This is a genomic window from Streptomyces sp. NPDC048290, assembly GCF_040652095.1.
Lineage (GTDB): Bacteria > Actinomycetota > Actinomycetes > Streptomycetales > Streptomycetaceae > Streptomyces.
On the sequence record NZ_JBEZLM010000001.1, the window covers coordinates 101,281 to 121,611 of the forward strand.

The following is a 20,331-nucleotide window of genomic DNA, read 5'->3' on the forward strand; positions in this document are numbered from 1 at the left end:
GGACGACCGGGAGGTGCCCGGTGAGCGAGCGCGCGGCCCCGTTCTACTGCCCGTACTGCGGCGACGAGGATCTGCGGCCGAGTGAAGAGGGCCATGGCGCGTGGGAATGCGCGGCGTGCAGCCGGGCCTTCCAGTTGAAGTTCCTCGGGCTGCTGTCCCGGGGACTTCGGACCGACACCACGGGAGGGGACGGCATATGACCGCCCTGACACACGCCCCCACCACCGACGATCTCAAGGCGCTCGCCGAGCAGGCGGGCCGCGATCTGGAGGACGCCTCCGCGCTGGAGATCCTCCAGTGGGCCGCGGACACGTTCGGCCCGCGCTTCTGTGTGACCTCCTCCATGGAGGACGCGGTGGTCGCCCATCTCGCCTCCCGCGCGCGGCCCGGCGTGGACGTCGTCTTCCTCGACACCGGCTACCACTTCGAGGAGACCATCGGCACCCGGGACGCCGTGGCGGCCGTGATGGACGTCAAGGTCATCACCCTCACCCCCCGGCAGACGGTCGCCGAGCAGGACGCCGAGTACGGTCCGAAGCTGCACGACCGCGACCCCGATCTGTGCTGCCGGCTGCGCAAGGTGCAGCCGCTGGAAGACGGGCTGAAGGACTATCAGGCGTGGGCCACCGGGCTGCGCCGCGACGAGTCCCCGACCCGGGCGAACACCCCGGTGGTCGGCTGGGACGACCGGCGCCAGAAGGTCAAGGTCTCCCCCATCGCCCGCTGGACCCAGGACGACGTGGACGCCTATGTCGCCGAGCACGGTGTCCTCACCAACCCGCTGCTGATGGACGGCTACGCCTCGGTCGGCTGCGCCCCCTGCACTCGCCGGGTGCTGGCCGGGGAGGACGCGCGGGCCGGACGCTGGGCGGGCCGCGGCAAGACCGAGTGCGGGCTGCACGGCTGACCATGACGACGACACCCTCGACGCCGCCGACGCCCTCCCCACGTGCCACGCCTTCGCCGCCCTCGACCCTTCGACGAACCAGGAGAACCCCGTGACGACCGGAGCCACCGTATGGCTCACTGGTCTGCCGAGCGCCGGCAAGACCACCATCGCGTACGAGCTGGCCGGGCGGCTGCGCGCCGACGGCCACCGGGTCGAGGTGCTCGACGGCGACGAGATCCGCGAGTTCCTCTCCGCGGGCCTCGGCTTCTCCCGCGAGGACCGGCACACCAATGTGCGGCGGATCGGCTTCCTCGCCGAACTGCTCGCCCGTAACGGGGTGCTGGCGCTGGTCCCGGTGATCGCGCCGTACGCCGACAGCCGGGAGGCGGTGCGCAAGCGGCATCAGGAGAGCGGGACCGCGTACCTGGAGGTGCATGTGGCGACGCCGGTCGAGGTGTGCAGCGAGCGCGATGTGAAGGGGCTGTACGCCCGGCAGGCCGCCGGGGAGCTGACCGGGCTGACCGGCGTGGACGACCCGTACGAGGCGCCCGAGTCGCCGGACCTCAGGATCGAGTCGCAGCACCAGAGCGTCGAGGAGTCCGCGGCGGCTGTCTTCGCACTGCTCAGTGAGAGGGGACTGGCATGACGACCGTGGTGAGTGTCGCCGGGGAGACCGGCAGCCCGTACGCGCTGTCGCACCTGGACGCGCTGGAGTCCGAGGCGGTGCACATCTTCCGTGAGGTGGCGGGCGAGTTCGAGCGGCCGGTGATCCTTTTCTCCGGCGGCAAGGACTCCATCGTCATGCTGCATCTGGCGCTGAAGGCGTTCGCGCCCGCCGCGGTCCCGTTCTCCCTCCTGCATGTCGACACCGGGCACAACTTCCCCGAGGTGCTCGACTACCGGGACCGGACGGTCGAGCGGCACGGGCTGCGGCTGCATGTGGCGTCCGTGCAGGACTACATCGACCGGGGCGTGCTGCGGGAGCGTCCGGACGGGACGCGTAATCCGCTCCAGACCGTGCCGCTGACCGAGAAGATCCAGGGGGAGAAGTTCGACGCGGTGTTCGGCGGCGGGCGGCGGGACGAGGAGAAGGCGCGGGCGAAGGAGCGGGTGTTCTCGCTGCGGGACGAGTTCTCCCAGTGGGACCCGCGCCGCCAGCGCCCCGAGCTGTGGAATCTGTACAACGGGCGGCACGCCCCGGGTGAGCACGTCCGGGTCTTCCCGCTGTCCAACTGGACCGAGCTGGACGTCTGGCAGTACATCGCCCGGGAGGGGATCGAGCTGCCGGACATCTACTTCGCGCATGAGCGGGAGGTGTTCCGGCGGGCCGGGATGTGGCTGACCGCCGGGGAGTGGGGCGGGCCGAAGGACGGCGAGACCGTCGAGAAGCGGCTCATCCGCTACCGCACGGTCGGGGACATGTCCTGCACCGGCGCGGTCGACTCGGAGGCGACCACGCTGGACGCCGTGATCGCGGAGATCGCCGCCTCCCGGCTGACCGAGCGGGGCGCGACCCGCGCCGACGACAAGATGTCCGAGGCCGCGATGGAAGACCGCAAGCGCGAGGGGTACTTCTAGCCATGAGCACCACCACCACGCCGGGCACGGCCGAGGAGCTGTCGGCCACCACACTGCTGCGGTTCGCCACCGCCGGGTCCGTGGACGACGGCAAGTCCACCCTGGTCGGACGGCTGCTGCACGACTCCAAGTCGGTCCTCACCGATCAGCTGGAGGCGGTCGAGCGGGCGTCCGCGAACCGCGGCCAGGACGGTCCCGACCTGGCGCTGCTGACCGACGGACTGCGCGCCGAGCGCGAGCAGGGCATCACCATCGACGTGGCCTACCGCTACTTCGCCACCGCCCGCCGCCGCTTCATCCTCGCCGACACCCCCGGCCATGTGCAGTACACCCGCAACATGGTCACCGGCGCCTCCACCGCCGAACTCACCGTCATCCTCGTCGACGCCCGCAACGGCGTCGTCGAACAGACCCGCCGCCACGCCGCCATCGCCGCCCTGCTGCGCGTCCCCCACGTCGTCCTCGCCGTCAACAAGATGGACCTCGTCGGCTACGCGGAGCCGGTGTTCGCGGCCATCGCGCGGGAGTTCACCACGTACGCCACCGAGCTGGGTGTCCCCGAGGTGACGGCGATCCCGATCTCCGCGCTGGACGGGGACAACGTGGTGGAGCCGTCCGCGCACATGGACTGGTACGGCGGCCCGACCGTGCTGGAGCATCTGGAGACCGTCCCGGTCAGCCATGACCTGGCGCACTGCCACGCCCGGCTGCCCGTGCAGTACGTGATCCGCCCGCAGACCGCCGAGCACCCCGACTACCGGGGGTACGCCGGGCAGATCGCCGCCGGGTCGTTCCGGGTCGGCGACGCGGTGACCGTACTGCCGTCCGGGCGGACCAGCACGGTGTCCGGGATCGATCTGCTCGGTGCGCCGGTCGACGTGGCCTGGACACCGCAGTCGGTGACGCTGCTGCTCGCCGACGACATCGACATCTCGCGTGGCGATCTGCTGGTGCCCAGCTCCGATGTGCCGCCGACCAGCCAGGACGTGGAGGCGACCGTCTGCCATGTCGCCGACCAGCCGCTGACCGTCGGCCACCGGGTGCTGCTCAAGCACGGCACGCGCACGGTCAAGGCGATCGTGAAGGACATCCCGTCCCGGCTGACGCTGGACGACCTTTCCCTGCACCCGCACCCGGGGCAGTTGGACGCCAACGACATCGGGCGGGTCAAGATCCGTACCGCCGAGCCGCTGCCCGCGGACTCCTACGCGGACTCCCGGCGCACCGGTTCCTTCATCCTGATCGACCCCGCCGACGGCACCACGCTCACCGCGGGCATGGTCGGCGAGTCGTTCGCCTCGCCCGAGCCGGTGCGGGACACCGCCGAGGACGACGGATGGGACTTCTGACATGGACACCATGAGAGAGCCGCACGGCACCCGGGGGGTGCCGGACGCGCGGGGCACCAGACCGATCGATGCCTACGCCACGTTCGCCAAGGAGGGCGGTCGCGTCGGCAGCGGCTTGCTCGGCAGCGGACAGGGCGGAGTCGCGCGATGTGCGTGAACCGTGCCATCTCCGCGACGCCCTGTTCCCCCGGCGCACTGCGCCACGCGCCTCGAGCGCGCCGAAAACCTGCCGATCTCCCGGCCACACCCTGACGGTGTGACCGCCGGGCCACCGAGAGGAACCCCTCCCGTGCCTGCCAGAATCGCCCTGCGCCGCTCGCTCGCGGCCATAGCCGCGCTCCCCCTGCTCACCCTCGCCGCCTGCGGCTACGGCTCCGACGCCCAGGACGACGGCACCACCGAGGTGGCCGCCGGGGCGAAGAAGATCGACGGTCTGGACTCGGTCCGGATCGGCTACTTCGGCAATCTGACCCACGCGACCGCGCTGGTCGGCCGCGAACAAGGAATCTTCCAGGACGAACTGGGCGCCACCAAGGCCGAGTACGCCACCTTCAACGCCGGGCCGTCCGAGATCGAGGCGCTGAACTCGGGCTCCATCGACATCGGCTGGATCGGCCCCTCCCCCGCGATCAACGGCTTCACCAAGTCCGGCGGCAAGAACCTGCGGATCATCAGCGGTTCGGCGTCCGGCGGCGTCAAGCTGGTGGTGAACCCGGACAAGATCAAGACCCTGGCGGACGTCAAGGGCAAGAAGATCGCCACTCCGCAGCTCGGCAACACCCAGGACGTGGCGTTCCTCAACTGGATCTCCGAGCAGGGCTGGAAGGTCGACGCGCAGAGCGGCAAGGGCGATGTGTCGGTGGTCCGCACCGACAACAAGGTGACCCCGGACGCCTACAAGTCCGGCTCCATCGACGGGGCCTGGGTACCGGAGCCGACCGCCTCCAAGCTGATCGCCGAGGGCGCGAAGGTGCTGCTGGACGAGGCGACGCTGTGGCCCGACGACAAGTTCGTGATCACCAACATCATCGTCTCGCAGAAGTTCCTGAACGAGCACCCGGCCGCCGTGGAGGCGGTGCTGCGGGCCTCGGTCAAGGCGAACACCTGGATCAACGCCAACCCGGACAAGGCGAAGGCGTCGGCCAACGCGCAGCTGGAGGCCGACACCGGCAAGCCGCTGCCGGCCGAGGTGATCGACCCGGCGTGGGAGTCCATCCAGATCACCAATGACCCGCTGGCCGCCACGCTGGAGGCGCAGGCGGACCACGCGGTGAAGGCGGGGCTGCTGGAGCAGCCCACCCTGACGGGGATCTACGACCTGACGCCGCTGAACAAGGTGCTCGCCGCGGAAGGCGAGCCCACGGTGGACGACGCCGGGCTCGGCGTCACTTCGTAAGGCCCACTCAGCGATCCCAGGAGGTGACGACCATGGCCACGACCTTCGCCAAGGCCGCCGACGCCGGTACGGCGGCGGAGCACGCCGCGCGTATCGAGCATGTCTCGAAGTCCTTCGCCGGCCCCGCCGGGCAGCAGTTGGTGCTCGACGACATCACGCTCGATGTCGCCCCGGGTGAGTTCGTCACCCTCCTGGGAGCCTCGGGCTGCGGCAAGTCCACGCTGCTGAACCTGGTGGCGGGGCTCGACCGGCCGTCCGCCGGTGCCATCACCACGGACGGCCGTCCGGCGCTGATGTTCCAGGAGCACGCGCTGTTCCCCTGGCTGACCGCCGGGAAGAACATCGAACTCGCGCTGAAGCTCGGCGGGGTGCCCAAGCCGGAGCGGCGGGGGCGCGCCGAACAACTGCTGAAGCTGGTCCGGCTCCAGGACGCGTACGGCAAGCGGGTGCATGAGCTGTCCGGCGGGATGCGGCAGCGGGTGGCGCTGGCCCGCTCGCTGGCGCAGGACAGCCGGCTGCTGCTGATGGACGAGCCGTTCGCCGCGCTCGACGCCATCACCCGGGATGTGCTGCACGACGAACTCACCCGGATCTGGAGCGAGACGGGGGTGTCCGTGCTGTTCGTGACGCACAACGTGCGCGAGGCGGTCCGGCTCGCCCAGCGGGTGGTGCTGCTGTCGTCCCGGCCGGGGCGGATCGCCCGCGAATGGACCGTGGACATTCCGCAGCCGCGCCGTATCGAGGACGCGGACGTGGCGGAGCTGTCCCGGGAGATCACCGAAGAACTGCGTGGGGAGATTCGCCGTCATGGCCAGCACTGACACGACCGTCGCCAAGGACGGCGGTACGGGCGGCTCCGGTGGCGGCCGTGACCGGCACGACCTCGCCGGGGTCGAGGCCGGGCTCGACGCGCTGGACACCGTCCAGACCGGCCGGACGCCGTGGCGGACCACGCTGGTGCAGAAGGTGGTGCCGCCGGTCGTCGCGATCCTGCTGGTGGTCGCCGTGTGGCAGGCGCTGATCTCGTTCGGTGTGGTCGACGACCCGACCAAGCTGCCCTCGCCGGGCGATGTCTGGGGCGAGGTGGAGAACGCCTGGCTCCAGGGCGAGCTGCTCGGCTACATCTGGACCAGTGTCTCGCGCGGGCTGCTCGGCTTCCTGCTGGCCCTCGCCATCGGTACGCCGCTCGGGCTGCTGGTGGCGCGGGTCCGGTTCGTGCGGGCGGCGATCGGCCCGATCCTGTCCGGTCTCCAGTCCCTGCCGTCGGTGGCCTGGGTCCCCCCGGCCGTGATCTGGCTGGGCCTGAACAACCAGATGATGTACGCCGTCATCCTGCTCGGCGCGGTGCCGTCCATCGCGAACGGGCTGGTGTCCGGGGTGGACCAGGTGCCGCCGCTGTTCCTGCGGGCCGGGCGGACGATGGGCGCGACCGGGCTGAGGGGCACCTGGCACATCGTGATGCCGGCCGCGCTGCCCGGCTATCTCGCCGGTCTGAAGCAGGGCTGGGCGTTCTCCTGGCGGTCGCTGATGGCCGCCGAGATCATCGCGTCCTCGCCGGATCTCGGCGTCGGGCTCGGGCAGTTGCTGGAGAACGGGCGCAACACCAGCTCCATGTCCATGGTGTTCCTGGCGATCCTGCTGATCCTGGTCGTCGGTATCGCCATCGATCTGCTGATCTTCAGTCCACTGGAGCGGCGGGTGCTGCGCGGGCGCGGACTGCTGGTGAAGAGCTGATCGCCGTGTTCATGTCCCAGGAACCCGTTCTTGTCGTCGTCGCCCATGGCAGCCGTGATCCACGGCATCCGGCGACCGTGCACGCGCTCGTGGAGCGGGTACGGTCGCTGCGGCCGGGGCTGCGGGTGGAGACCGGGTTCCTGGACTTCAACCTGCCCTCCGTACCGGCGGTGCTGGAGTCACTGGCGGCGGAGGGGGTGCGGGAGGTGGTGGCGCTGCCGTTGCTGCTGACCCGGGCGTTCCACGCGAAGGCGGATATTCCGGCGGTGTTGCGGGGGGCGCCGCGCGGGTTGCGGATACGGCAGGCGGGGGTGCTCGGGCCTTCTCCGCTGCTGGTGGCGGGGTTGGAGCGGCGGTTGTCCGAGGCCGGGTTGGGGATGTCGGCGGGTGAGCGGTCCTCTACGGGGATCGTGCTGGCGTCCGCGGGGTCCTCGGACCCGGAGGCTGTCGCGGGGATCGGGCGGCTGGCTCGGGAGTGGGGGCGTCGTGGGGGGTGGGGGGCGGTGATGCCCGCGTATGCGTCCGCGCGGTTGCCTCGGACCGAGGATGCGGTGCGGGTGTTGTTCGCCGGGGGGTGTGAGCGGGTGGCTGTGGCTCCGTATGTTCTGGCGCCGGGGTACTTGCCGGATCGGATTGTTCGGGGGGCGGTGGGGGCGGGGGCCAGTGTGGTGGGGGGTGTGCTCGGGGATTGTGCGGAGGTGGCTCGGGTGGTGTTGCTGCGGTTTGAAGGGGCGCGGGGTGGTGAGTTGGGGGCGGAGGCTTTGGGGGCCTGAGGTGGGGGGGACTGTGCGGGTGGGTGGGGGCTGAGCGCGCAGTTCCCCGCGCCCCTAGAAGCACGGTGTCACCCTTGCCCGGGTTTCATCGGGCTCTTGGCTCGACAGCCGTGCGCGGTTCCCCGCGCCCCTGGTGGTCCTGGTGCGGGTGGGTGGGGGCTTGTTGCGCAGGCGGACACTTCAGTCCCACGTCATGGGGACACGCGTACAGGGTGAGAAGGCCGAGATTCCCGTGGCTGTCAGAAGTGGTCGGGCAGCCAGGGCTCGAACTGTGCTGTGCTGCGGATGAGGGTCGTGAGCGCCTTCTCCGATGTGGCTTGGACTCCGGACATGCGGGCCGAGGTGGTGGACCGGTAGCCGCCGGCGTACCAGACCGCGAGCTGGCGCCGTGTGAAGGTCACCTGTCCCTCGACGCGGGTGGGGATGATCTCGGCTGCTCCGTCACTGAACTGAAGCATCCACCGCGCCCGGTCGCCCTCTTCGTTCTCGATCTCGACCGGTATGGCGGTGGTGAGGTCGGTGGGCCACCCGCGGAGCCGGACGGCTTCGGAGGTGTTGAGGATGCGGAGCATCCAGGGGTGCCAGGCTTCGGCGGTTGTGCGGTGGTGTCGGAGTCCGTGGAGCAGGGTGGGGTAGGGCGGGAGGGCGCCGCGCCGGAACTCGATGGTGCGGGCTCGGGTGTTGTGGTGGCCAAGGAAGGCGAGCATGGCAGCGGCAGTGGGCTGGCCGGCGGCCCAGAAGTCATGGACGACCAAGCTCGTGCCGTGGCGTTCGTGCCGTTTGGTGGTGAGGCTGAGCAGGCCGGTGGTGGGGTGGCCGGGCCGGGCGAAGCGGTAGGTGATGAGGTTGCTCTTGTCGTGCTTCCACCGGGTCCACCAGGCGGGCCGGTGGACGGGGCCGTTCCACTGGCGGGCGAGTTCGCGCTGGAGGGCTTCGGCTTCGATGGTCAGTCCGTGCTCGGCCGCGAAGTCATCACCGGCGAAGGAATGTTTGAGGTCGTCGGTGGCCACCGCCCAGGCGAAGACGCCGGTGGGAGCTTCCCATCCGAGGCGGCGGGCGTAGCCGGTGGAGGAGGTCACGATCGCGGAGATCACCGCTCCACGCTCGATCAGGGGGCGCAGTCGTTCGGTGGCCAGGCCGGCGGCCAGGTGTTCGCCCCGCTCCTCGGGGGCCACGCAGCCGTCGCCGAGGCAGCCGCTGGGGACAGGAGCGCCGAAGAACTGATCGACGAGGAGGCCCAGCCCGCCGGCGACGACCCGGCCGCCGCGGACGGCGACCTGGAGGTCGGCGTGCTCGCGCAGGTGGGTGATGTCGCCGACCGGGTGACCGTAGGCGCGGGTGGCGAGTTGGTCGTACTGCTCCCACAGGCCGTCGTCGGCCGGGGCGAAGGTCAACTGCTGGTTCACGGTCCGCCCTCAGTAGTGGGTGGCGTCGCGGGCTGCGTCGGCGTCCAGAGGTACGAGGAAGGTGCGGGTGAAGGCCAGGACGCTGGTGCGGTCCTGGTTGTGCGCGGTGGTGTGGCAGGTGATGACCCCCGTGTCGGGACGGCTCTCGCAGGCCCGTCGGGTGAGGATCTTCGTCTCCGCGTACAGGGTGTCGCCGAGGTGCACGGCTGCGGTGAAGCGCACATGGTCGACGGCGAGGTTGGCGGTGGTCAGGCCGCTGATGCTGCGGACGGTCATGCCGGCCACGAGATTGAGGGTGACGCCGGAGCAGACCAGGATGCGGCCCCATTGGGTCTGGCTGCTGTAGTGGGCGTCGGTGTGGATGGGGGCGACATTGCCGCTCAGGGCGGCGCCGAGGAGGTTGTCGAGTTCGGTGACGGTCCGGCCGGGCCGGTGTTCGATGGTCAGGCCGGGGGCGAGTTCGGGGTAGGAGAGGCCGACGTTCTCGCGGATCCGGTCCTCGCCGATCTGTCGGTAGCTGTGTGGCAGGCCGGTGCTCATGACGGGCCGTCCGTTTCGGCGACGAGCGCGCGGGCCCGGTTGAAGAAGGGGGTGCCGCGCATCTTCCCGTCCACGGTGGTCACTGTTCCGCCGCTGGTGTCGGCGGCCTCGACGATGGCGCGGGCCTGTGCGATCTCCTCGGTGGTCGGGGTGAAGATCTCGTTGATCACCTGTACGTGGCGCGGGTGGACACAGCCCTTGCCGTGGAAGCCGATTTCCTTGGCCCGTTCGGCGTCACGGCGCAGGATGCCGGGGTCGTCGAGTTCCCAGGTGGGGGCGTCGATGGCGGGGATGTTCGCGGCGCTCGCCGCGTTGATGAGGGCCGAGCGGGCGTAGTGGAGGGCGTCCCACCCCAGGCCGCAGCGGACGGAGGCGGCGTAGTCGGCGGAGCCGAAGAGGACGCCGCCGAGCCGTGGTGCGCGCATGATCGCGGGGAGGGTGTCGAAGGCCCGGGGGCTTTCGATCAGCGCCCAGACGTCGGGGGTGTAGCCGTCGGCGTCGAGTACGGAGGCGACGAGTTCGATGTCGCGGGGGGATTCCACCTTGGGGACCACGACGAGGTCGGGCCGGGCGGTGTAGGCGGCGAGGGCCGCGAGGTCTTTGATGCCGTCGAGCGTCGTGAGGCTGTTCATCCTGATGCCGAGGATGCAGGTCGGGGCGGGGCGGGTGAAGAACGCTTCGGAAGTGGTGCGGGCGATCTGCTTGTCGGGGAGGGCGACGGAGTCCTCGACGTCGACGACAGCGACCGCGGCGCCGGACTTCCGCGCGATGGCGAAGCGGTCTTCGTGCATGCCGGGGGTGATGATCCAGGCCCGTCCGGACGGACGGATGTCGCTGGCCATGGGGTGGTCACCTTTCGTTGCGTTTGGTGGTGATGAGGAGGTCGAGCCGGCCGAGGGTGGCGGCGTTCGTGATGTCGCTGGCGCTGATGCCGATGCCGTAGCGGTCGGTGAGCAGGACGGACAGTTCGACGACGGCGAGGGAGTCGAACCCGGCGTGGTCGAGGCTGGCGTCGTCGGTGAGCCGGTCGGCGGGCAGTTTGAGGTCGTTGGTCAGGATGCGGGTGAGGTCACCGGTCATGTCCGGCTCCTTTCGGCGGGTGGCTGCGGCAGAGGCCGGGCCAGGTGAGGGTGGTGGCGCCCCAGGTCAGTCCGGCGCCGAAGGCGGTGAGCAGGGTGCGGTGGCCGGGCTGGAGGCAGCCGTCGGCGGCGGCATGGGCCAGGAGCAGGGGGATGGACGCGGCGCCGGTGTTGCCGGTCTCGGCGATATTGCTGAGCCGACGGTTGTCAGGGATGCCGAGCCGACGGGCGACAAACGCGGTGATGCGGCTGTTGGCCTGGTGCGGGACCAGCCGGTCGATGTCGCCGAGTACCCACCCGGCGGCGGTGGCCGCCCGGCGGGAGGCGGTGCACATGCGGTCGACCGCATACCGGAAGACCTCGCCTCCGTCCATGTGCAGGGCGCCGGGGCGGGAGGCCCGGATCAGGTCGGCGCCGGTGCCGTCGCTGCCCAGCACCACCGGTCCGAGCGCCCCGGCCTCGTCCGCGCTGCCGCAGCGCACCACGACGGCTCCGGCGCCGTCGCCGAACAGTGGGACGGTGGTGCGGTCGTCGGAGTCGGGAAGGGTGGCGAGGCGGTCGACGCCGATGACCAGGACGGTCCGTACGGTGCCCGCGGCGATAAGTCCGGCGGCGGTGGCGAGGGCGTAGAGGAACCCGGTGCAGCCGGCCGCGAGGTCGTAGGCGGGGATGTCGGTCAGGCCGATTCGGGTGGCGACGGAGGGGGCGGTGGCCGGGCAGCAGCGGTCAGGGGTGGTTGTGGCCACCACCAATGCCTCCGCTGTGACCGGTTCACCGTCGGCGAGGGCCTGGGCTCCGGCCCGTACGGCGAGGTCGGTCGTGGACAGGTCCGTCCCGGCGACGTGCCGTTGGGTGATTCCGGTGCGCGAGCGGATCCACTCGTCGGTGGTTTCCAGACGTGTGGTCAGGTCGGCGTTGGAGACGATGTGCGGTGGCAGCGCCGCGCCGACTCCGCAGACCACGGCCGCCCTCCTGGCAGCTGCGGATGCGGCGGTCATCTGGTGGCCGCCTTGAGCTGCCGGGCGACGTCTGCGATCAGGTCTTCCTGCCCGGCGACGACCTGCCGCTCGCCGAGGGCAAGGAACAGGTCGACGGGGTCCACGCCTTCGGCGCGTGCGGTCTGAAGGACGGGGCGCTTGAAGCCGGCGAACACTCCGGCGATTGCGCTGGCCACGGCGATCGGGTCGATGCTCGGCGGGGCCTTCATCAGGTGGTTGGCGGCGATGTCGGCGGCGGCCAGGATCTCGCGCAGGCCGATCCCCGTGTCGAAGCCGTGCCGTTCGAGGACGGCCACGAGGACTTCGAGCTGGGTGTTGCCGGCTCCGGCGCCGAACCCGCGGGCGGTCGCGTCGATGACGCATGCCCCGGCGTCCACGGCGGCAAGGCTGTTCGCCACGGCCAGGCCCAGGTTGTTGTGGCCGTGGAAGATGACCGGCACGTCGACGGCGTCGGTGATGGCGTGCACGCGCTCGGTGACGTCGGACGGGAGGTAGTGCCCGGCGGAGTCCATGATGCCGACGGCCTGGGCGCCGTACCTGAGCATGAGGGCGCACTGTTCGGCGAGGTGGCCGGGGCCGGTCATGTGGCTCATGAGCAGGACGCCCTGGGCTTCGGCGCCGAGGTCGCGGACGACGCCGAGGTGGCGTTCGGTGACGTCGGCCTCGGTGCAGTGCGCGGCGATCCGTACGACGTCGGCGCCGTGGTGGACGGCGGCCTTCAGGTCGTCAGAGGTGCCCCAGCCGGGGGCCATGAAGACGCCCATCCGTGATGAGGTGAGGGCTTCGCGGACGGTGGTGAGCATCGTGGCGTCGTCGAGCTTGGAGCGGCCGATCTGGAGGCTGGAGGCGCCCAGGCCGTTGCCGTGGCCGACCTCCACCACCGGTACTGCGGCGGCGTTCGCGGCGATGGCGTAGGCGCGGAGCTGGTCGGCGTCGAGCTGGTGGCCGACCGCGTGGTGGCCGTCGCGCAGGGTCGGGTCGTGCAGGAGGATGCGGGGCCGCGCGGGTGGGTGTGTCTTCACGGGTGGGGTTCCCTTCATCGGCAGGCGGCGGCCGACTGCTCGGCGAGCAGGACAGCGGCGGCGTTGATGATGTCGACGCTTCCGGCGTGGCGAGGCAGACGGCCGCCGGAAGCGGCCACCTCCACTACGGCCGAGATCCGGCCCGGGGCCACGGCGAGCGAGGTCACCGTGAATCCGGGCGTGTAGGCGCGCACGGCGTGGGCGGCAGCCGCGATGCCCGTGCGGACCTGTGCGGGGCGGATGCTGTCCGCGAGGACGGTCATGGCCACCCGGAAGAGCGGGGCGGGCCGGGCGGGGCTGATGTTGACCATCACCTTCACGTTCCGAGTGCCGGTGAGGGTGCGGATCGCCGCCGTGGTGGTGGCGATGTACTGGTCGAGGTTCAGCCGGGTGGCCCGGCCGGCGCTCGCGCTCGCCCCGGTGGAGACCACCTCGATGTAAGTAGGGGTGCAACTCTGGGAGATCGCGTACAGGACCGGAATGGCTGCCTGCCCGCCGCAGCTGACGAGGTTCACGTGCCGGTAGGCCGCCGACCGGTGGCTGTTGACCCCTGGGACGATGACCGTGCCGAGCCCTGTGGGGGTCAGATCGATCAAGGTGGTACCGGTCGGGCGCAGCGCCACCCAGTGCTCGGCGTGGCTGTCGGCGTTGGTGGCGTCGAAAACCACATCGAAGGGCCCGGCTTCCGCCACGGCGCGGATCCCGCCGGCCGTGGTCGGGTGGCCCGCCTCGGCAGCCCGTCGCAGCCCCAGGCTGTCCCGGTCGCGCCCTGCCACCAGGGCCAGTTCCAGCTTCCGCGACTGGTGGACCCTGTCGGCGAGGTCGACGCCGATCAGGCCCACGCCGAGTACCGCGACACGCGGACGCTGTTCATCAGCAGCCATCGGCCGCTCCTTCATTCGGGGGGGGTGGTGCATGAGTGAGAGGTGCGGGGTCAGCAGGGTGCTGCGCATCAGCGCACGCGCAGCTCGACCGGCGGAAGATGCGGCGAGCGGGCGCGCACCGTGCTCCGGGCCTCCAGCGGGAGGCTCGCGTGCACGGCACCGGCCAGGACCAGCTGCCCGGCGCGCAGTCCGCCGCCGACGTGATGCAGCCGTCCGGCAAGCCAGATCAGGGCATTGAGCGGGTCGCCGAGGACGGCGCGGCCCTCCCCGATGGCCACCGCGGTGCCGTCGACGCTGACAACCAGCGGCTCGGCGGCCAGGTCCATGTCCGCGCCGAGCGGCACCATGGGCCCGGTGACCACGCGGGCGCAGGAGGCGTTGTCGGCGATGCTGTCCGCGACCGTGATGCGCCAGCTGGTGAACCGGGTGTCGATCACCTCCAGGGCGAGGAACACGTTCTCCACCGCCGCCCGTGCCTCGTCCACACACACCTTCTCGCCCGCCAGGTCACGGCCGAGCCGGAAAGCGATCTCCGCCTCCACCCGCGGCTGCATCAGCTCGGACCGGGCCATGGTGCTGCCGGTAGGCAGCACCATGCTCTCCAGCAGGACACCCGAGTCCGACTCATCGACGCCCATCTGTTCCTGCATGGCCAAAGAGGTCACCCCGGCCTTGTGGCCGACGACGCGGGCGCCGCCCGCGATCCGCCGGGCCACCGCCGCCCCCTGCACCCGGTAGGCCGTCTCCAAAGACAGCTCCGGCCTGCGGACAGTCAGCGGATCGACCGGCACTCGCTCGTACTCCGCCGCCAGCAGAGCCGACGCCGTAGCGGTGATCCAGCGGTCATCCTGCTCAGCCATGACGATCCCCTCCTCGGGCATGTGGCATCACCTACGGTTCGCAGACCTGGGCACGGGAAGCAGATCCGGCGCGGCGCTGACAACGACAGCCGTCGGCCGGGCCTGATGAACAGTCAACTGGCGGGCTCGTCACGGCGGTACGGTGATGGGCAGGCCAAGCGGTATATCGGGTATATACGGGGCAGGTCCTCATGACCACGCGCACGCCGAACGTCCAGCTCAGCGCCCTTGTCGCCGAATCCGGGCTCACCTACGAGGCGCTGGCCAAGGCGGTCCGCGCGGTCGCCGCCGAGTGCGGCGCGGACTTACGCACGAACAAGTCCAACGTCGAGCACTGGCTCGGCGGATCCGTGCCCCGAGGCGATACGGTCCGCTACCTCGCCCTCGCGCTCTCCCGGCGCCTGGGCCGTCTCCTGACTACCGCCGACCTCGGCCTGCCCTCCCCGGCGGAGGCCGGGGATGACACCATCGGACTGTCCCTGCGGGGTGACCCGCTGGACGCCCTGCTGCCGATGTGGAGGTACGAGTTGGACCGCCGCCGCTTCCTGACGTCCTCCGCCTACTCCGTGGCAGCGGCAGCCCTACCCCTCAGCCACGTCCAGGACATCACCGCCCGCACTGCGGCCGCCCGCGCGGGCTACACCGTGGGCATGGCCGAAGTCGCCGCCGTCCGTGACATGATCCGCGCGTTCTCCGAGATGGACGAACGCCATGGCGGACAACACGGCCGCAGCGCCCTGGTCACCTACCTCCGCGACGACGTCGCCCCGCTGTGCCGGGCCCGGTTCCGTACCGACGAAGCCCGCCGGCAGATGCTGTCCGCCGCCGGCCGGGGCGTTCACCTGCTGGGGTGGAAGAGCTACGACGCGGGTCAGCAGGGGCTCGCCCAGCGCTACTACCTCCAGTCCTACGCTCTGGCCGCCGAATCCGGCCTGCGCGGGCAGGACGGATTCGTGATGCGCACGATGGCCATGCAGGGCCTCAGGCTCCATCGCCCCGAGCACTGCCTGGGCTTGGCCGAGACCGGACTGAACCGGGCCAAGGGACGGGTGGACGCCCAGACCGAGGCGCTCTTCCGCGTTGTTCACGCCCATACCCTGGCCAAGAGCGGCAAGCGCCGCGCGGCCCTGGCCGAGGCCGAACACGCCCGCACCCTGCTGACCGTGCCCCCGGCGACGAGGTGCCGTTCTGGGCGCTGGCCTGGGGCCCGCCGGCCGCGTCGGTGTACTCCCGCACCGCCAAGATCCACGAGACCGTAGGAGACCACCGGGCCGCCGCCGAGCAGTACGCGCTGGCCGCCACGGCTCGGCCTGCGGACACCTACGCGCGGATCGTCGCCCTGGACCTGGTCGCGGGCGCGGAGATGCACCTCAAGCGCGGCAGCATCGAGCAGGCGTGCGCCACCTGGCACCGGGCCATCGACCACATGGCCGGTGTGCGCTCCGTCCGCACACGGAAGGCGGTGTCCCGTATGCGTGGTGACCTCGCACGATTCCGGGCACGTGGCCTGCGGTGCGTGGCCGAACTCGACGAACGGGGACGCCAGTTCCTCGTCGGCACCTGACCTCAGCGGCACCCGGCGAAGCGGCGGACAATCGGTTCCAGGTAGTCCGCGTGCGGACCCGACAGAGCGGCCACGTCGTCCGGTGACCGCACCAGGGCGATGTCGTCGAGTTCCGGTTCACGGCCCTGAACACGCTCGGCTGCGGCAGCAGCGGTGAAGTCCGCGCGCAATGCCGCCTCGGAAAGGGCAGGGGCGAGGTAGGTCAAGCCGACGCTGCCGTTCTCGCCGCGGGTGACGACCCACAGCCTCAGCGCCTCCGCAGCCACGCTGATCCCCAGTTCCTCGGCAAGTTCTCGCGCGGCCTGACCGGCCAGTGCCGACTCGTCCAGCACCGCCCCGTCCCGGGGAGGTTCCACAGACCCACCCGGCAGCTGCCAGCGGCCCGGGGCAGCCGTAGAGGGCGACATCCTCGCTGCCAGCACACGGCCGTCGCCGGTCGGCTGAACGACGTTCACGAACAACGAGGGCAGTGCTGTGGCGCCGGGAACGCGACGCAGCGCGTAGTGCCGGTAGGTCACACGCACCCAGGAGAGGCACAGGATGCGTGGGCCGGTCTGCTCCAGTCCCCCACACGCCACCACAGGCCCGTCGAAGAGGGCCGGGTTGGCTCTCACCGCCAGGTCCCACACCCGGTCCCGGGCCTCAGCGTCACGGGGCGGCAATGGCGGCTCCGCAACTTCGGTCAGCAGGAGCCGTTCGACGTCGAAGAGGTCAATGCCCACGGGGGGCAGTGTTTCGGTCACCAACTCATCGTAGAAACCTTTCCCGGCTTGACCGGGGAATCGGCCCGGTACGTGAACCTATGGGCGCACCGCCGAGTGCTGGTCATCGCTGTCCGCTGGTGAGCGGGACCCGGCACGGTAACCACTGTCAGGTTCAGACGAGCGCCCATGTGGAGATTCACGTCGCCGTAGGGCCGGACATGGGACCAGAACAGCGGGGCCAGGCCGCGCCGGTCTGCGCCGGTACCGAGTAGGTCCCAGGGTGTTGGACTTTACTCAGTCCCCCGCGCCCCTGTGGTGGCCGGGTTACGGGGCTGTCAGTTCCGTTAGTTTGAGGGCTGTGTTCCAGTTGCGGGTCGTGGCGATCAGGTTTTTGGTGTGGCGGGGTTTTGACAGGGTTTCGGCTAGTTTTGAGCGGCCCAGGCCCTCGGGGGCGTAGAGGTAGAGGGCGCGGTCGCCCAGGCGGAAGTCCTCCGGGAGGAACGCCGTGCGGTCCAGGTCGCTGAAGCGGGTCTCGTCCACCGGGGTGGAGTAGTAGGTGACGTGGAGTTGGCGAGGCTCCAGGTCCGCGGCGGGGAACGGGCAGGCGTCGACGATCGCGCGGAAGTAGGCGTGGTCGCGGACCAGGAGGTCGACCCGGAAGCCGAAGTGGTTCTCCACCGCTTCGGTGAGTTCGGCGGCCAGGGAGTCCTCGTCGCCGTGGGGTGTGGTGAAGACGGCTTGGCCGCTCTGGAGGTACGTGCGGACCCCTAGATGCCCGAGGCCCTCGATCAGGGTACGCAGTTCGGCCATCGGCACCTTGCGGTTGCCGCCGACGTTGATGCCGCGCAGGAGTGCCGCGTAGGTCTTCGTCCGGGTCATCGAGCCACTGTATGCGGCCGTCGTGCCCCGTGGGGGACGGGCACGACGGCCGGTGGTGCACGGCGAACTCTGGCCGAAACTCAGGGGCGGGAGCAATATCTGCACGCAGCTGTGATTTGTTCAACAAGGTTCTGTAATCACAAAGGGGATGCCCGCGGCCGGACCGGACAGGGCCCGGACCCTGAGCGGTGGCCCGGAGTCGGGGCGATAGGTGTAAGGGGCCGTTGTCCTCCCGGGAGGGGACGGAGTGGGGTCCGCGGGGATGATCCGGACGACTTTCCTTTCACCGGACAGTACGACGAGATGGGTTTATCCCGCTCATACCTTCAATGCGGAGGGTGGCCGCGGCAGGTGGCCGCCGCGCAGGAGGGGGCAGGCCCGTCATGGGGAACCGAAAGAGGAGAGTGCGGGGCGTCGCCGCGCGGGCCGGCGGCTGGAGCGCCCGGCACCGCTGGGCGGCCGTCGGCATCTGGGTGCTGTTCGTGGTGCTGGCGATGGGACTCGGTTCCGCGGCGGGCACGGTCGAGGTCAAGGACAGTGAGCAGCTCAAGGGGGAGACCCAGACCGCCGCGCGGATCATCGAGGACGCCGGGATCGAGGAACCGGCCGGTGAGTCCGTACTGATCCAGTCGCGGGACGGCTCGCTGAAGGCGACGGACGGGGCGTTCCGGGCCGCGGTCGACGCGGTGGGCGAGGCCGTCGGGAAGACCGGTGAGGTCACCGGGATCACCGATCCGTACGCCACGGGCACGGTCTCCGAGGACGGGCGCAGTGTGCTGGTCCAGTTCGATATGCGGGGGGACTCGGACACCGCCGGGGAGCGGGTCCAGCCGGTGCTGGACGCGGTCGCGGAGGTCCAGTCGGCGCACGAGTCGCTGCGGATCGAGGAGATCGGCGGCGCCAGCATGAACAAGACGTTCGACGACGCGTTCGGCGACGACTTCAAGCAGGCCGAGTACTCGGCGGTGCCGGTGGCGCTGGGGATTCTGCTGATCGCGTTCGGCGCGCTGGTCGCGGCGCTGGTGCCGGTGCTGCTGGCGATCACCGCGATCATCGCCACCATGGGGCTGATGGGGCTGGTCAGCCATCTGATGCCGATGAGCGACACCGCCAACTCGGTGATGCTGCTGGTCGGTCTGGCGGTCGGGGTCGACTACTGCCTGTTCTATCTGCGCCGGGAGCGCGAGGAGCGGCAGGCGGGCCGGGACCCGCGGCGGGCGCTGGAGATCGCCGCGGCGACCAGTGGCCGGGCGATCGTGGTGTCCGGTGTGACGGTGTGTGTGGCGATGGCGGGGATGCTGTTCACCGGGATCGCCGAGTTCGAGGCGATGGGTCTGGCGTCGCTGATCGTGGTGGCGGTCGCGATGGTCGGCTCGGTCACCGTGCTGCCCGCGGTGCTGTCGCTGCTGGGTGAGCGGGTGGAGAAGGGGCGGGTGCCGTTCCTGCGCCGCCGCAGCACCGCCGGGAACAGCGGCAGCCGGTTCTGGAGCGCGGTCCTGAAGGGCGTGCTGGCGCGGCCGGTGGTGTCGGTGGTGGTCGCGGTCGGCGCGCTGCTCGCGATCGCGGCGCCCGCCGTCGGCATGAAGACACAGGAACTGACGCTGGACCAGGAGTTCGGCGACTCGCTGCCCATCGTGCAGACGTACAACCGGGTCAACGAGGCGTTCCCGGGCGGTTCCGAGCCCGCCGAGGTGGTCGTCAAGGCCCAGGACATCAACGCGCCGGAGGTGCGCGCGGCGCTCGCCGAGTTCCGTGAGCGGGCGGTGAGTTCGGGTGCCTCGCGCGGGCCGGTGGAGATCAAGGTGCACGACGAGGACAATCTCGCCTTCGTGTACGTCCCGCTGGTGGGCGGCTCCGATCTGGACGAGGCGGGCGCCAGCCTGGACATCCTGCGCGACGAGGTGCGTCCGGCGACGCTGGGCGAGGTCGACGGGGTCGAGGCGCCGATCACCGGTCAGGTCGCCGGGTCGAAGGACTTCAGCGACCAGTTGCTCGGCTCGGTCGTCCCGGTGTTCGTCTTCGTGATCGTGTTCGCGTTCGTGCTGATGCTGCTGTCGTTCCGCTCGCTGACGGTCGCGCTCACCTCGATCGTGCTGAACCTGCTGTCGGTGGGCGCCGCGTACGGCATTCTCGTCGCCGTCTTCCAGCACGGCTGGGGCGCGTCCCTGGTGGGCGCGGAGGGGGTCGGCGCGATCGTCGCCTGGCTGCCGCTGTTCCTGTTCGTGATCCTGTTCGGGCTGTCGATGGACTACCACGTGTTCGTGGTGTCCCGGATCCGTGAGGCGCGGCTGCGCGGGCGGACGACGAAGGACGCGATCACGCATGGCGTGGTCACCACGGCGGGTGTGGTGACCAGCGCGGCCGTCATCATGGTCGCCGTGTTCGCGATCTTCGGCACGCTGTCCATGCAGTCGATGAAGCAGATGGGCGTGGGTCTGGCGGCGGCCGTCCTGATCGACGCCACCGTCATCCGGGGCGTGCTGCTCCCGGCGGTGATGGCGCTGCTGGGCGAGCGCAACTGGTACTTCCCGAAGTGGCTGCGGGGGCTGCCGGACCTGACCCACGACGAGCTGCCGGAGGAGCCGGGCGGTGAGCGTCCCGCGCGGGACGAGGCGCGGACGGTGACGGTGTAGCGGGTCCAAGGAGGGGGCGGCGGGGGCCCGTCGGTTCATGTGA

22 protein-coding genes and 1 pseudogene are annotated in these 20,331 nt (G+C 70.7%); 13 read left to right on the plus strand and 10 right to left on the minus strand.

Annotated features, from left to right (window positions below; genetic code table 11):
• Window positions 1–20 precede the first annotated feature (20 nt).
• The 10 genes and pseudogenes from AB0D49_RS00390 to AB0D49_RS00435 all read left to right on the plus strand — a co-directional run bounded on the left by AB0D49_RS00390 (window position 21) and on the right by AB0D49_RS00435 (window position 7,719).
• On the plus strand, window positions 21–200 hold the full coding sequence (locus tag AB0D49_RS00390; RefSeq protein ID WP_355739920.1) for a hypothetical protein: 180 nt from the start codon (window positions 21–23) through the stop codon (window positions 198–200).
• A complete protein-coding gene (locus AB0D49_RS00395; RefSeq protein ID WP_362748272.1) occupies window positions 197–907 on the plus strand; it encodes a phosphoadenylyl-sulfate reductase in 711 nt (236 codons plus the stop codon). Before AB0D49_RS00390 ends, AB0D49_RS00395 begins: the two co-directional genes overlap by 4 nt.
• A gap of 82 nt (window positions 908–989) precedes the next feature.
• Window positions 990–1,535 (plus strand): annotated as a pseudogene (cysC, locus tag AB0D49_RS00400) (adenylyl-sulfate kinase); the annotation flags it as partial.
• The gene (gene cysD / locus AB0D49_RS00405; RefSeq protein ID WP_362748275.1) at window positions 1,532–2,467 is read left to right on the plus strand and encodes a sulfate adenylyltransferase subunit CysD; all 936 of its coding nucleotides are present in this window, start codon (window positions 1,532–1,534) and stop codon (window positions 2,465–2,467) included. The pseudogene cysC and the gene cysD, both read left to right, overlap by 4 nt.
• A gap of 2 nt (window positions 2,468–2,469) precedes the next feature.
• Entirely contained in the window at window positions 2,470–3,816 is a 1,347-nt protein-coding gene (locus tag AB0D49_RS00410; protein ID WP_362748277.1) for a GTP-binding protein, read from the plus strand.
• A gap of 1 nt (window position 3,817) precedes the next feature.
• On the plus strand, window positions 3,818–3,973 hold the full coding sequence (locus AB0D49_RS00415; protein ID WP_362749334.1) for a hypothetical protein: 156 nt from the start codon (window positions 3,818–3,820) through the stop codon (window positions 3,971–3,973).
• A gap of 132 nt (window positions 3,974–4,105) precedes the next feature.
• Window positions 4,106–5,212 (plus strand): aliphatic sulfonate ABC transporter substrate-binding protein, encoded by a 1,107-nt coding sequence (locus AB0D49_RS00420; protein ID WP_362748279.1) that lies wholly within the window; start codon window positions 4,106–4,108, stop codon window positions 5,210–5,212.
• A gap of 32 nt (window positions 5,213–5,244) precedes the next feature.
• Window positions 5,245–6,033: an ABC transporter ATP-binding protein gene (locus AB0D49_RS00425; protein WP_362748282.1), complete on the plus strand. Its 789-nt coding sequence runs from the start codon at window positions 5,245–5,247 to the stop codon at window positions 6,031–6,033.
• Window positions 6,020–6,946, plus strand: coding sequence for an ABC transporter permease (locus tag AB0D49_RS00430; RefSeq protein WP_362748285.1), 927 nt, complete (start codon window positions 6,020–6,022; stop codon window positions 6,944–6,946). Before AB0D49_RS00425 ends, AB0D49_RS00430 begins: the two co-directional genes overlap by 14 nt.
• A gap of 11 nt (window positions 6,947–6,957) precedes the next feature.
• Window positions 6,958–7,719, plus strand: a complete 762-nt coding sequence (locus tag AB0D49_RS00435; RefSeq protein WP_362748288.1) for a sirohydrochlorin chelatase — start codon at window positions 6,958–6,960, stop codon at window positions 7,717–7,719.
• Window positions 7,720–7,958: 239 nt separating this feature from the next.
• Here AB0D49_RS00435 and AB0D49_RS00440 read toward each other — a convergent pair whose 3' ends face one another.
• The 8 genes from AB0D49_RS00440 to AB0D49_RS00475 form a co-directional block, all read right to left on the minus strand.
• Entirely contained in the window at window positions 7,959–9,125 is a 1,167-nt protein-coding gene (locus AB0D49_RS00440; RefSeq protein WP_362748291.1) for a GNAT family N-acetyltransferase, read from the minus strand.
• A 9-nt stretch (window positions 9,126–9,134) separates the two neighbouring features.
• The gene (locus AB0D49_RS00445) at window positions 9,135–9,665 is read right to left on the minus strand and encodes a MaoC family dehydratase (RefSeq protein ID WP_362748294.1); all 531 of its coding nucleotides are present in this window, start codon (window positions 9,663–9,665) and stop codon (window positions 9,135–9,137) included.
• Window positions 9,662–10,507 (minus strand): CoA ester lyase, encoded by an 846-nt coding sequence (locus AB0D49_RS00450; protein WP_362748297.1) that lies wholly within the window; start codon window positions 10,505–10,507, stop codon window positions 9,662–9,664. Before AB0D49_RS00450 ends, AB0D49_RS00445 begins: the two co-directional genes overlap by 4 nt.
• Before the next feature lie 7 nt (window positions 10,508–10,514).
• The gene (locus AB0D49_RS00455; RefSeq protein ID WP_362748300.1) at window positions 10,515–10,745 is read right to left on the minus strand and encodes an acyl carrier protein; all 231 of its coding nucleotides are present in this window, start codon (window positions 10,743–10,745) and stop codon (window positions 10,515–10,517) included.
• Complete coding sequence (locus AB0D49_RS00460; RefSeq protein ID WP_362748303.1) at window positions 10,735–11,742, minus strand: beta-ketoacyl-ACP synthase III; 1,008 nt, start codon at window positions 11,740–11,742, stop codon at window positions 10,735–10,737. Before AB0D49_RS00460 ends, AB0D49_RS00455 begins: the two co-directional genes overlap by 11 nt.
• On the minus strand, window positions 11,739–12,764 hold the full coding sequence (gene dmpG, locus AB0D49_RS00465) for a 4-hydroxy-2-oxovalerate aldolase (RefSeq protein WP_362748306.1): 1,026 nt from the start codon (window positions 12,762–12,764) through the stop codon (window positions 11,739–11,741). Before dmpG ends, AB0D49_RS00460 begins: the two co-directional genes overlap by 4 nt.
• 14 nt (window positions 12,765–12,778) lie before the next feature.
• Window positions 12,779–13,648, minus strand: coding sequence for an acetaldehyde dehydrogenase (acetylating) (locus tag AB0D49_RS00470; protein WP_362748309.1), 870 nt, complete (start codon window positions 13,646–13,648; stop codon window positions 12,779–12,781).
• A gap of 68 nt (window positions 13,649–13,716) precedes the next feature.
• Entirely contained in the window at window positions 13,717–14,508 is a 792-nt protein-coding gene (locus tag AB0D49_RS00475; protein WP_362748312.1) for a fumarylacetoacetate hydrolase family protein, read from the minus strand.
• Window positions 14,509–14,699: 191 nt separating this feature from the next.
• Between AB0D49_RS00475 and AB0D49_RS00480 the strand changes: the two genes are divergently transcribed.
• Complete coding sequence (locus tag AB0D49_RS00480) at window positions 14,700–15,767, plus strand: hypothetical protein (RefSeq protein ID WP_362748315.1); 1,068 nt, start codon at window positions 14,700–14,702, stop codon at window positions 15,765–15,767.
• Complete coding sequence (locus tag AB0D49_RS00485; RefSeq protein ID WP_362748318.1) at window positions 15,731–16,072, plus strand: hypothetical protein; 342 nt, start codon at window positions 15,731–15,733, stop codon at window positions 16,070–16,072. Before AB0D49_RS00480 ends, AB0D49_RS00485 begins: the two co-directional genes overlap by 37 nt.
• A 2-nt stretch (window positions 16,073–16,074) precedes the next feature.
• On the opposite strand, the gene AB0D49_RS00490 is transcribed toward AB0D49_RS00485, so the two are convergent.
• Complete coding sequence (locus tag AB0D49_RS00490; protein WP_362748321.1) at window positions 16,075–16,815, minus strand: NUDIX domain-containing protein; 741 nt, start codon at window positions 16,813–16,815, stop codon at window positions 16,075–16,077.
• 285 nt (window positions 16,816–17,100) lie between these two features.
• The gene (locus AB0D49_RS00495) at window positions 17,101–17,655 is read right to left on the minus strand and encodes a DUF1697 domain-containing protein (protein WP_362748324.1); all 555 of its coding nucleotides are present in this window, start codon (window positions 17,653–17,655) and stop codon (window positions 17,101–17,103) included.
• Between the two features lie 383 nt (window positions 17,656–18,038).
• Between AB0D49_RS00495 and AB0D49_RS00500 the strand changes: the two genes are divergently transcribed.
• Window positions 18,039–20,288 carry an MMPL family transporter gene (locus tag AB0D49_RS00500; RefSeq protein ID WP_362748327.1) on the plus strand — a complete coding sequence of 750 codons (2,250 nt, stop codon included), beginning with the start codon at window positions 18,039–18,041 and terminating at the stop codon, window positions 20,286–20,288.
• Window positions 20,289–20,331: the final 43 nt, after the last annotated feature.

Excerpts from the sequence above, each read along its gene's own strand:
- AB0D49_RS00395 (WP_362748272.1), top strand. The coding sequence starts at position 197 with ATGACCGCCCTGACACACGCCCCCACCACCGACGATCTCAAGGCGCTC.
- cysD (WP_362748275.1), top strand. The coding sequence starts at position 1,532 with ATGACGACCGTGGTGAGTGTCGCCGGGGAGACCGGCAGCCCGTACGCG.
- AB0D49_RS00410 (WP_362748277.1), top strand. The coding sequence starts at position 2,470 with ATGAGCACCACCACCACGCCGGGCACGGCCGAGGAGCTGTCGGCCACC.
- AB0D49_RS00415 (WP_362749334.1), top strand. The coding sequence starts at position 3,818 with ATGGACACCATGAGAGAGCCGCACGGCACCCGGGGGGTGCCGGACGCG.
- AB0D49_RS00425 (WP_362748282.1), top strand. The coding sequence starts at position 5,245 with ATGGCCACGACCTTCGCCAAGGCCGCCGACGCCGGTACGGCGGCGGAG.
- AB0D49_RS00430 (WP_362748285.1), top strand. The coding sequence starts at position 6,020 with ATGGCCAGCACTGACACGACCGTCGCCAAGGACGGCGGTACGGGCGGC.
- AB0D49_RS00435 (WP_362748288.1), top strand. The coding sequence starts at position 6,958 with ATGTCCCAGGAACCCGTTCTTGTCGTCGTCGCCCATGGCAGCCGTGAT.
- AB0D49_RS00445 (WP_362748294.1), bottom strand. The coding sequence starts at position 9,665 with ATGAGCACCGGCCTGCCACACAGCTACCGACAGATCGGCGAGGACCGG.
- AB0D49_RS00450 (WP_362748297.1), bottom strand. The coding sequence starts at position 10,507 with ATGGCCAGCGACATCCGTCCGTCCGGACGGGCCTGGATCATCACCCCC.
- AB0D49_RS00455 (WP_362748300.1), bottom strand. The coding sequence starts at position 10,745 with ATGACCGGTGACCTCACCCGCATCCTGACCAACGACCTCAAACTGCCC.
- AB0D49_RS00460 (WP_362748303.1), bottom strand. The coding sequence starts at position 11,742 with ATGACCGCCGCATCCGCAGCTGCCAGGAGGGCGGCCGTGGTCTGCGGA.
- AB0D49_RS00470 (WP_362748309.1), bottom strand. The coding sequence starts at position 13,648 with ATGGCTGCTGATGAACAGCGTCCGCGTGTCGCGGTACTCGGCGTGGGC.
- AB0D49_RS00475 (WP_362748312.1), bottom strand. The coding sequence starts at position 14,508 with ATGGCTGAGCAGGATGACCGCTGGATCACCGCTACGGCGTCGGCTCTG.
- AB0D49_RS00480 (WP_362748315.1), top strand. The coding sequence starts at position 14,700 with ATGACCACGCGCACGCCGAACGTCCAGCTCAGCGCCCTTGTCGCCGAA.
- AB0D49_RS00495 (WP_362748324.1), bottom strand. The coding sequence starts at position 17,655 with ATGACCCGGACGAAGACCTACGCGGCACTCCTGCGCGGCATCAACGTC.
- AB0D49_RS00500 (WP_362748327.1), top strand. The coding sequence starts at position 18,039 with ATGGGGAACCGAAAGAGGAGAGTGCGGGGCGTCGCCGCGCGGGCCGGC.